This window comes from Hamadaea sp. NPDC050747 (assembly GCF_040654195.1).
GTDB lineage: Bacteria > Actinomycetota > Actinomycetes > Mycobacteriales > Micromonosporaceae > Hamadaea.
Window position 1 is genome coordinate 332,499 of the sequence record NZ_JBFAHM010000009.1, and the last position, 10,385, is coordinate 342,883.

The window sequence follows — 10,385 nt, forward strand, 5'->3', positions numbered from 1 at the left end:
GGCAGCTCCTAGGAAGTGCCATGTGGACTGTCCAGCCAGGACGCTTGGATCAGTCGGGCGCCCTCTTTGCGGGTGACCAGCCAGGCGCGTCCTGGCGGCAGGTGGCTGGCTCGGACGTTGCCCAGGATCGGCCCCTCGTTCTTGTCGCCCGACATGACCAGTCCGGGGGTGTTGACCTCCTTGAGGCGTACGAGGGTCTGGTCGAACGCCGACCGGCCGGAGCTGCCTCCACGCTTGGCGATCACCACGTGCAACCCGACCTCGCGGGCCGACGGCAGCAGCTCCTGCAACACGATCAGCGGGTTCTTCTCCCCCGCCACCAGGTCGAAGTCGTCGACGAGGACGAACAGCTCCGGGCCGGTCCACCAGTCCCGGGCACGCAGCTGCTCCGGGGTGATGTCGGCCCCCGGCAGCCGCTTGCGCAGCGACCCGTACGCCTCGGCCAGCATCTGCTTGCCCTGGTCGGCGCTGGTGGCGTAGCCGATGAGGTGGCTCTGCGGGATGGTGCCGAGCAGACTGCGCCGATAGTCCAGCGCGATGATGCGGGCCTGGTCCGGCGTACGCCGATCGGCGATCGCCCGGCCGAGCATGCGCAGGAAGGCCGACTTGCCGCATTCCGTCTCGCCGAAGATCAGGAAGTGGGGGTCGGCGTCGAGGTCGAGGTAGACCGGGCGCAGGTCGGCTTCCCCCAGGCCGATCGGCACTTCGGGACGGTCCGCCGCGGCCGCCAGGACCTCGGCGTACTCGACCCGTTCCGGGAGCAGCCGGACACGTGGCGCGATCCCGCCCGGCCACGCTGTGCGTATCAGGGAAACCGCTTGATCGACCGTCGGCCCGGCCGAGCTGATCGCGGGCAGGGCCGACAGGAATTGATACGAGTCGGAGGTGATGCCGCGGCCGGGCACGTCCTGCGGGACGTTGGCCGCGGCCCGGCGGCCGATGGCCGAGTCGGACGGGTCGCCGAGCCGCAGTTCGACGCGCGAGCCGAAGAGGTCGCGGACCGAGGGCCGCAGGTCGAACCAGCGGTTCGCGGCCGCGACCACGTGGATGCCGTAGGTGAGGCCGCGGTTGGCCAGGTCGTGGACCTTGGGTTCGAGGTCTTCGAACTCGTTGCGCAGGGTGAGCCAGCCGTCCACCACGAGGAAGACGTCGGCGCAGCGCTCGTCGCCGAACTCGCCCGCGGCGGCCCGCCGCCGGAACGCCGCGACCGAGTCGACGCGATGCTCGACGAAGAACTGCTCCCGGTCGGCGAGCAGGGCGACCAGCTCGGCGACGGTCCGCCGGAGCAGGTCCGGCTCGCGCCGCGTCGCGACGCTGCCGACGTGCGGCAGGTCGGCGAGCGCGGACAGGCCGCCGCCGCCGAAGTCGACGCAGTAGAACTGCACCTGGTCGGGGGTGTGGGTCAGGGCGAGGCTGAGGATGACCGAGCGGACCAGGGTGCTCTTGCCGGTCTGCGGCGCGCCGATGACGACGATGTGCCCGGCCGCGCCGGACAGCTGGAAGCGCAAGGCCTCCCGGCGTTGCTCGAACGGCCGGTCGACGACGCCCGCGAGCGCCTCCAGCGTGCCGCGCCGAGCCGGGTCGGCGGTGGTGAGGCCGAGGCCGGGCACGGTCGTCAGCTCGCCGACCACCGCGTCGACCGGGACCGAGTCGCTCAGCGGCGGCAGCCACACCTGATGGGCCGGTGTGCCGTGCCCGGCCAGCCGCTCGGTCACGATGTCGAGCAGGGTGTCGCCGGTGACCGCCTCCAGGTCGTCGTCGTCCACCGGCGTATGCGTCTCCACGGCCGCCGGCTTGGCGACATAGCCGGAGACGAAGGGCGCCACGGAGACCGTGGTCTCCGGAACGACGACCGCCTGCGTACGCCGATGGACCCCGGACACGTACGCGGCGCGGAACCGGATGAACGCCTCGACGCCGAACTTGAGGAACCCGTGGCCGGGCGCCCGGGGCAGCTCGTACGCGTCCGTCACGCCCAGCACGGCCCGGCTCTCCATCGGGGAGAACGTCCGCAGACCGATGCGATAGGACAGATGTGTGTCGAGACCCCGCAACCGGCCTTCTTCGAGTCGCTGGCTCGCCAGCAGCAGGTGTACGCCCAGCGACCGCCCCAGGCGTCCGATCTGGACGAACATGTCGATGAAGTCGGGCTTGGCCGACAGCAGTTCGGAGAACTCGTCGCAGACGATCAGCAGGCTCGGCACCGGTTCCAGCGGTACGCCCGCCAGCCGGGCCCGCTCATAGTCGCGTAGGGAGGCGTAGTTGCCCGCCCGGCGCAGCAGCTCCTGGCGGCGTACGAGTTCGCCGTTGATCGCGTCGGTCATGCGGTCGACCAATGGGAGTTCGTCGGCGAGGTTGGTGATGACCGCGCTGGTATGCGGCAGCAGGTCCAGCTTGGTGAAGGTCGCGCCGCCCTTGAAGTCCACGAGGACGAAGTTGAGGATCTCCGGCGGATGGGTGACCGCCAGTGCCAGCACCATCGTCCGGAGCAGCTCGGACTTGCCGGAGCCGGTCGCGCCGATGAGCAGCCCGTGCGGCCCCATGCCGTCCTGCGCCGACTCCTTCAGGTCGAGTTCGATCCGCTCGCCTTCGGGACCGACGCCGATCGGCACCCGCAGCCGCTGCCGATTGGGCCGGGGCTGCCAGGTCACCTCGGGGTCGAGCGCGTACGGGTCGGGGATGTCGAGCAGGTCGGTCAGGTCGTGGGTGAACGTCATCGCCTGCTCGCCGGTGCTCGCCCGAGCCAGCCGCAGCGGCGACAGCTGATGCGCCAGGCACTCCGACACGACCAGGGGCAGGTCGTCGGCGTACCCGAGGACCTGGGAGCCGGCGTGCGTGGTGGCGGTCAACCGGCCGTCCGCGCCGACCTTGAGGACCAGGGTGCTGCGATCGGGATGACGGGGCGGCTCGCCGCCGATCCAGACGACGGTCGCGCCTTCCACGCCGCCGTCGGCGGCCAGGTGGTCCGAGCCGGCCGTCTCCGCTCCGTCCACGACGACGAGCACATGCGGACCCTCGATGCTGACCTCGGTCGCCGCCGGGTTGAAGCGCGGCCGGGTCGACAGCGTCTCCTCCAGCATCGCCTCCAACGCCGCGAGCGACGTGGTGACGAGGCGGAGCGCGCCCAGCGCGTCGGTGTTCTCCGGATGCGCCGCGTGCGGGAGCCACTTGACCCACTCCCAGAGGAACCTGGACTTGTCCCCGGCGCACGCCCCGATCAGGAGATCGTCGGGTGCGTGGAAGAACGCCGCCTGCGCCACGATCGCCCGCGCCACGTGCCGGGCCTGATCGAGATCGCCGTGCAGGTGGACGGAGGCGAACCCGTCCAGCGCCACCACGATGGGCAGCTGGTCGACCTGCCGATAGGTGCTCAGGAAGCGGCGCAGCGCGCCCGCGCTGACCGGCTCGGCCTTCTCCACCGGCACGAACGGCGGCGGCACGAGCGGCGTGGCCAGGTCCCGGGCGCCGAGGCCGAGGCGTACCTGGCCGAAGTCGGGGTCGGCGGGGCGGCGCTCCCACAGCCGGGAACTGTCCACAAGCGACCACAGCAGGCCCGGTTCGGGATGGCGGAAGTACTCCGCCGCCCGCTGAGTACGGATCGCCGAGCGCACCGTCCGGCGTACGCCCGCCAGCTCGAAGAGGTAACCCCGCCGCAGCTTGGTCATCTCGCCCTTGCTGCCGCCGGCGAACCGGGAGAACTGCGTACCCACCATGCCCAGCATGGCGACGCCGAGCAGGCCGCCGGTGATGATGCGCAGGATCCCGCCGGAGTTGCCCGCGAACAGCAGCATCATGGCCACCGCCCCGGCCATCATCGGCAGGATCATCATCAACCGGCCGCCCATGCCGCCTTCGGGCTCCGGGATCTCCGACGGGGGTTCCAGGACGATCTCGCCGGCGGGGAAGGGTGGTGCGTTCCGCCGCGGCCGGCGCATCCGGATCGTGGTCGCCACCGGCACATGATAGTGACGGAGAGACCGATCTTGTCTATTGTGAACGCCGTCGTCGGGGAGGACGGTCCATGGTGGAACAGACAGGACTGGCACGGATCATCGTCATCGCCCCGCATCGCCGGGTGGAGATGGCCGTCCCCGAACATGTCCCGTTGGCGGGCGTCCTGCCCGCAGTGCTCCGGCATGCCGGCCGCACCCTCGCCGAGGACGGCGTCGACCACGGGGGCTGGGTCCTGCGGCGGGTCGACGGCGGCCGCCTCGACCCTGCCCGGTCGCTGGCCGCCCAGGACGTCTACGACGGCGAGACGCTCGTGCTCGCTCCGCGTGATCAGCACTGGCCCGAGCCCGCCTTCGACGACGTCGCCGAGGCCATCGCCGAACGGGCCGGCCGGCTCGGTCTGGTGTGGAGCGCGAGCGCCACGGTGCGTACCGGGTGGTGGGCGGCGGCCGTCGTGCTGGCCGCCGGGCTGGTGCTCACCGCGCTCACTCCAGCGAGCTGGCAGTCGGGCGCCGCCGCGCTCGCCGTCGCAGCAGTGCTGCTGGGCGCGGCCGTGGTCGACGAGCGGCTCGATCCGGGCCTGTCCGCCGCTCGGCTGACCGCGCCGTTCGCGATGCTCTACGCCGCACTCGGGGCGGTCCTCGTGAGCGCGCCCGGCCCCGACGACCTGCTGCGACCCTGGCCGCTCACCGCCGGGTTGGCCGGTTTGCTGCTGGCCGCCGTCATCGGCCGGGCGCTGATCCGGGACGACGTCTTCTTCACCGCCGGCGCGACGTTCGGCGCCTGCCTGGGGATCGTGGCGCTGCTGAACGCGATCGACTGGGCCACTGTGGAGGGATCGGCCGCGGTCGTGAGTGGACTGACAGCGATGCTGCTGATGACCGTCCCGCGCTGGGCGATGGCCGCGGGCGGCGTGCCGACCCCGCCCGTACCGACGCTGACCGGTCAGGCCGAGGCCGCCAATCCGCCCGCCGAGGTGCTCAACAACGCGGTCCGCCGGTCGGATCGCCTGCTCACCGGCCTCCTCGGCGGTGCGTGCGCCACCCTCGCCGCCTGTGTCCTGCTCCTGGCCGCCCACCCCAGCCCGTCGGGCGTCGCGCTGGTCGGGGCGCTCGGGCTGATCTGCGCGTTGCGCTCGCGCGCCTTCGCCACCGTCCGGCACCGCGTCCCGCTCCTGGCCGTGGGGCTCCTGGCCGTCGTGAGTCTCCTCTGGTACGCCTGGCGCAGTCTCGGCGGCACCGCGGGCGCGACCGCGGCGGTGGTGGCCGGCGGGCTGGCCGTCGCGCTCGCGGCGCTCGCGGCCGGACGGCGCTTCTCCCGGCGTACGCCGTCGCCGCATCTCGGGCGGCTCGGTGACTGGACGGCCTTCCTGGCCACGGCGGCGGTGCCGATCCTGGCGGCGCTCGTCCTCGGCCTCTTCGGCTTCATGCGTGGACTGGGCGGCTGACGATGCTCAGCCGACGCGATCTGATCCAGTCCCGGCAGTACCTGCACCAGCGTCAGATCAAGGCGCTGGTGGCCCACCGGCCCGACCCGCTCGACTGGGCGGGGCGGCATGCGGGCGGCACGATCTTCGCCGGGGTGATGCTGCTGGCGATCGCGCTCGGGGCGACGGCGGTCATCGGCCTGATCTTCCCCAGCGGCAGCACGACCTGGCAGAGCTGCGAGTCGGTGATCATCGAGAAGGAGTCGGGCGCGCCCTACGTGTGCGATCCGGCGTCCCGGACGCTCTACCCGACCGCCAATTACGCCTCGGCCGCCCTGATCGTGGGGCACAGCGATTCGGTGAAGGTCGCCCGCGCCTCCCTGACCTGGCCGAAGGGCGCCCTCCTCGGTCTGCCGGGCGCGCCGAGCGACCTGGTTCCGGCCAAGGCGTACCTGGGTGGCGCCTGGAACCTGTGCACCGCGACGCGGAAGGATTCGGCCGGGCGGCCGACTCCCGTGACCATCGTGCTGGCGGGTGCGCAGCCGACCTCGCCGACGGCGTTGGCGGAGAACGCCGTCCTGGTGGCCGGGCCGGACGGGACGAGATACGTCCTCTGGTCGGGCCGTCGCTACCCCGTACGCGAGCCGCAGTTCGTCCTGCCCGCCCTGGGTTTCGCCGTTCAGCAGGGTCTGCCGGTGGGCGACGCGTGGCTGGCCCCGATCCCGCTCGGGGCGGCGCTCGGCCCCATCGACGTGCCCGGCGTCGGCGAACCGGCGCCGAAGTTGGCCGGGGTCAAGGTCGGGCAGATCATTCAGGTGGGCGGCCGAACGTATCTCGCCCGGCGTGAGGGCGCACAGGAGATCACGCCACTCCAGCGAGCCCTGGTACGCGGCCTGCCCGGTGATCCCGTCACGCTCGACGCCGGGCGACTCGGCGACGTCCTGCCACCCATGACCTTCGCCGGGACCGCACCGCCGGCCGAGGTCCCGAAGTTTGCATCCATCGCCGACGATGGCATCGTTTGTGCCAATATCTTGGCGGACGAACTGTCCCTGACGATCGGCGGCCGGCTGCCGGCGCGCGCCGCCCTGGTCGTGCCCCGGCGAGCGGCCGGGCGCGGTGGCCTGCCGCTCGCGGACGCCGTTTTGATGGAGCCCGGCCACGCCGTCATGGTCCGCTCGATGGCCAGCTCAGAGGCGACCGGCGGACCGCTCATGTTGATCAGCGACCTCGGCGTGCGCCACGCCGTCCCGGACGACAAGACCGCCGTCGCCCTCGGGTACGCCGGCACTCCGGTGCTCCTTCCGGCGTCCCTATTGGACCGGTTGCCCGAAGGTGTGGCGCTCGACCCGGCAGCCGCCAGCCAGGCTGCGGTAACACCAATGTCACCTGTGGACACTTCTCGGCTCTCGCCGTAACAGATATCGTTTACGCCACACCGCGGGGCGCAGCGGCGGACGCGCGTTCGGGGCTCTCACACTCCCCCACCGGGGGGAATGCCACGATGGGAGGCAGGCATGGCAGTACAGCTCAGTATCGAGGATCTAGCGCGGGCCACGACCCAGATCAACACGACGTACGACCACCTGAACACGATCCAGACCGCGCTGGTGAACAAGCTCCAGGCCCTGTACGGCGATGGCTGGAAGGGCACGGCGTCCACCAAGTTCAACCTCGTCTACAACGCGTACGACGCGGCCGTCGAGAAGATCTACGACTCGCTCCGGCTCCTGGGTGAGCTCATCCAGAAGGGCAACCAGACCTACGACACGAGCGAGCTGGACCGCGAGAAGATGATCGACCTGCCGGATGTCGGCCTGATCGGGACCACGCTGGGCTGAGGGAGCTGACATGGGTTACGAAGACGTCATTCGCTATGAGTTCGACACCATCGACACCGGCGTCGCCGCCATGCGGCAGGCGTCCGAGGACGTGCTCGAAGAGCTGGGCCGCCTCAAGACGCAGCTGGCCGACATCCTCTCCCGCTGGGAAGGCGACGCCGACGCCACCTACGTCGAGGTCAAGCAGGAGTGGGACCAGGCGCAGCAGCTGCTGAACTACGCCCACAGCGAGATCGCGACCAGCGTGTCCAAGGTGAACACGAACATGCAGGACACCGAGCAGCAGGTCGTCAGCATCCTGCGCTCGCACACCCTCTGACGGGTCACCTGCCCCGTCCAGCCGGAGCCGTCGTGGGTACGCCCCACGGCGGCTCCGTCGTCTTCAATCGATCGTGATGGGCGCGCATGACGCGCGGGTGACCGACCGCAGCGCCGCGAACGGCGTGATCTCCGGACACTCACGTACGCATCCGCGCCGCCGATACGTATCCCCTCTACCGGAGATCACCAGGCGGATCAGGTGGTGTGGCCGAGCACCCGGGCGAGCGCCTGATCGAAGTCGTCGCCGAGCGGCTGGACGGCGTCTCCGTCCCGTCGGAAGACACCACCGGCGGCGTCGACGATCAGCTCGGCCTTGCCCATGCGGGCCACGACGAGCGCCGGTCGCCCCTCATGCTCGAACAACTGGACCGGCTCGGTCGCCGAGGGCGACATCGGCTCGAAGGCCAGGCCGATGGCGGTCATCCGCAGCGCGGCGAACTCCCGGAGCACCGTCCGGATCGGTTCGAGGAACGGCGTACCGGGCGGGGCACAGCGGCTCCACCATCTGTCCACTGCCGACGCCGCGTCCCGGCCGGGTCGCCAACCCGCGAGCCGCAGCAGCGCCAGCGTCTGCGGCGAGAACCGCTCGGCCGCCCGGCGGATGGCCCGGTAGGCGTCGGCGACCGCTTCCGGCGGCAGGGCCGACCACACCGTCACCGCGCCGGTGTCGCCGTCGATGATCGCCCGCACGTGCGCGTCGAGGATGATGCCGTCTTCGGGCCCGTACTCCGGGGTGTCCCGGCCGACGACGTACCCCATGTCGAACGGGTACAGCCAGATCTGCGACTCCGGGTGGTAGCTCCGCGCCCAGGTCTGCCCGATGTCGCGCGCCTGCTCCTCGGTGAGGTTCACACCGGCCTCCGTTCGCCCCAAGCCGTCGCCATCCGGCGGCGCAGCCGCCGCAACGCCACCACGATGATCACCAGTACGGTCCCGATCGCGCAGGCCGCCGCCACGACAGGCCCGACGCCGACCTCCGGCCGCGCCTTGGGCTGCGGGGACGGCATGCGCTCGCGGGGCACCGGGGCGGCCTCGACCAGGGGTTCACTCAAGGCCCGCACCGGGTTCACGATGCCCTCCCCGTACGCCGAACCACGGCCCATCGCGGGATCGGCGGTGGCGGCCAACCGGGCGGCGGCCTGCGCGCCGGACAGATCCGGCCGTTGCGCCCGGACGAGCACCGCCGCGCCGGCGACGACCGCCGCGGCCAAGTCCGAACCTCCGGTGTAGACGGTGTGCCCGCGGGCCGGCGTCGTGGTCGTCATCTTCTCCCCCGGCGCGGCCAGATCGACCAGCGCGGGGGAGCGGGCCTGCGTACCGGTCACGCCGGTGGCGTCGATCGCGTTGACCCCGATCACCCCCTCGTACGCCGCCGGAAAGGTCCCGTCGTCGCCTTCTCCGGCGGCGGCCACCACGACGACGTCCCGGGCGATCGCCCGCGCGACGGCCGCCCGCAGCGCCTGGCTGTCGAACGCCAGGGTGAACGCCATGACCAGGATCCGGGCGCCGTTCGCGACCGCCCAGTCGACGCCGGCCGCGACAGCCGACGGATTCACGTCGTCCTCGATGCGCTCCATGACGCGTACGGGCAGAATCTGAGCTTGGGGGGCGACTCCGGCGAACCCGACCGCGGCATCGCGCCGCGCGGCGATCAGCCCGGCGACGCCGGTCCCGTGGCCGGTGCAGTCGACGCGCCCGTCACCACCGTCGACGAAGTCGCGGCCGGGCAGCAGCGCGGCCGCGAGTTGTGGATGCCGCCGGTCCACTCCGGTGTCGAGCACCGCGACCCGGACCCCGGCGCCCTCGGCGGCCAGCGGCCAGGCCTGTTCCAGGTTCAGCCACTTCTGCGCCCATGGCAACGCGGCGACGGTCTGGACCCCTTCTGCCCGGCCACGCGAGCAGGGTGCGGCGGCCTGCGCCGGAATGCCCGGCAAGACGGACAGTCCCAGCATGAGGCCACAGACGACAGACGCGTGGAAGACCCGGCGCACGGCACGATCATCGCACCGAAATGGACTGTCCACCATGGTCGGCGCAGTGGCGGCGCTTGTGGACGGTCCACTATCGCTTTCGAAACGTTTCCCGGTTACCGTTGGATGCATGGCGGCCGATCGGGAGATGGTGGAGGCCTTGCGGTCCCGGGCCGAGCAGCTGCGCGGGCAGGTGGAGCGGGCGACGGCCGGCTTCGACTCGGTCATGGCGCAGCTGCGGTCGGTCGAGGTTACCGCGGTCTCCGCGGACCGGCTGGTCACCGTCGTGGTCGGCGCCGACGGCAAGCTTCGCTCGCTGCGCCTGGACCCGGGCATCTACCACCAGCCGGACTCGGCGGAGCTGGCGAGCACGATCGAGGAGACGATCCGCGTCGCCGCCGACGCCGCCCAACAGCGCATGGTCGAGTTGTGCGAACCGCTGCTCCCGCCGGAGCTCGTCGGGCAGCCCGGCTTCACCGGCAGCCCCGAACAGCTGCTCGAATCGATCACCGGCGGATTCGCCGACATCCTGCGGAAGGGCTGAGGCTGAGATGGCTGATCTGACCGACATCCCCGACCCCGAGGGTGCCAAGAACGCCGCCCACCGGCTGAACGCGGCGCTGGCCAATCTGGACGACGTGGTGAGCGACGCGCTGAACCTGGTCAAGACGATGGAGGCGCAGTCGCCGCTGTTCGGCGACGACGAGGGCGGGCGGAGGTTCCGCTCGAACTACACCACCTCGGCCACCCAGATCACCGAGTCGGCCCGGACCTTGGCTGAGGGGCTGAGCACGGTGGGCGCCGCGGTGAACAAGGCGATCAACGGCAGCACGACGGCCGAGGACGACAACACCCGCGCCATCCCCGCCTGACCCG

Annotated in this window: 9 protein-coding genes; 6 read left to right on the top strand and 3 right to left on the bottom strand. The window is 71.6% G+C overall.

Annotation, left to right across the window (positions count from 1 at the left end):
• Nucleotides 1–8 precede the first annotated feature (8 nt).
• The gene (gene eccCa, locus AB0H43_RS23435; RefSeq protein WP_360002402.1) at nucleotides 9–3,935 is read right to left on the bottom strand and encodes a type VII secretion protein EccCa; all 3,927 of its coding nucleotides are present in this window, start codon (nucleotides 3,933–3,935) and stop codon (nucleotides 9–11) included.
• A gap of 86 nt (nucleotides 3,936–4,021) precedes the next feature.
• Between eccCa and eccD the strand changes: the two genes are divergently transcribed.
• The 4 genes from eccD to AB0H43_RS23455 all read left to right on the top strand — a co-directional run bounded on the left by eccD (nucleotide 4,022) and on the right by AB0H43_RS23455 (nucleotide 7,537).
• Nucleotides 4,022–5,398, top strand: coding sequence for a type VII secretion integral membrane protein EccD (gene eccD / locus AB0H43_RS23440; protein ID WP_360002308.1), 1,377 nt, complete (start codon nucleotides 4,022–4,024; stop codon nucleotides 5,396–5,398).
• 2 nt (nucleotides 5,399–5,400) lie between these two features.
• A complete protein-coding gene (gene eccB / locus AB0H43_RS23445) occupies nucleotides 5,401–6,795 on the top strand; it encodes a type VII secretion protein EccB (protein WP_360002310.1) in 1,395 nt (464 codons plus the stop codon).
• A 99-nt stretch (nucleotides 6,796–6,894) separates the two neighbouring features.
• On the top strand, nucleotides 6,895–7,218 hold the full coding sequence (locus AB0H43_RS23450) for a WXG100 family type VII secretion target (RefSeq protein WP_360002312.1): 324 nt from the start codon (nucleotides 6,895–6,897) through the stop codon (nucleotides 7,216–7,218).
• Nucleotides 7,219–7,228: 10 nt separating this feature from the next.
• Nucleotides 7,229–7,537, top strand: a complete 309-nt coding sequence (locus AB0H43_RS23455; protein WP_360002314.1) for a WXG100 family type VII secretion target — start codon at nucleotides 7,229–7,231, stop codon at nucleotides 7,535–7,537.
• A 197-nt stretch (nucleotides 7,538–7,734) separates the two neighbouring features.
• Here the strand turns inward: AB0H43_RS23455 and AB0H43_RS23460 are convergent, their stop codons facing one another.
• Nucleotides 7,735–8,391 (bottom strand): SUKH-3 domain-containing protein, encoded by a 657-nt coding sequence (locus AB0H43_RS23460; RefSeq protein WP_360002315.1) that lies wholly within the window; start codon nucleotides 8,389–8,391, stop codon nucleotides 7,735–7,737.
• Complete coding sequence (locus AB0H43_RS23465; protein ID WP_360002317.1) at nucleotides 8,388–9,530, bottom strand: S8 family serine peptidase; 1,143 nt, start codon at nucleotides 9,528–9,530, stop codon at nucleotides 8,388–8,390. The genes AB0H43_RS23460 and AB0H43_RS23465 overlap by 4 nt, the downstream gene beginning before the upstream one ends.
• A 109-nt stretch (nucleotides 9,531–9,639) precedes the next feature.
• Here AB0H43_RS23465 and AB0H43_RS23470 point away from each other — a divergent pair, with 109 nt between their 5' ends.
• Both AB0H43_RS23470 and AB0H43_RS23475 read left to right on the top strand, forming a co-directional pair.
• Complete coding sequence (locus tag AB0H43_RS23470) at nucleotides 9,640–10,053, top strand: YbaB/EbfC family nucleoid-associated protein (protein ID WP_360002319.1); 414 nt, start codon at nucleotides 9,640–9,642, stop codon at nucleotides 10,051–10,053.
• A gap of 7 nt (nucleotides 10,054–10,060) precedes the next feature.
• Nucleotides 10,061–10,381, top strand: a complete 321-nt coding sequence (locus tag AB0H43_RS23475; protein ID WP_360002321.1) for a hypothetical protein — start codon at nucleotides 10,061–10,063, stop codon at nucleotides 10,379–10,381.
• Nucleotides 10,382–10,385 lie beyond the last annotated feature (4 nt).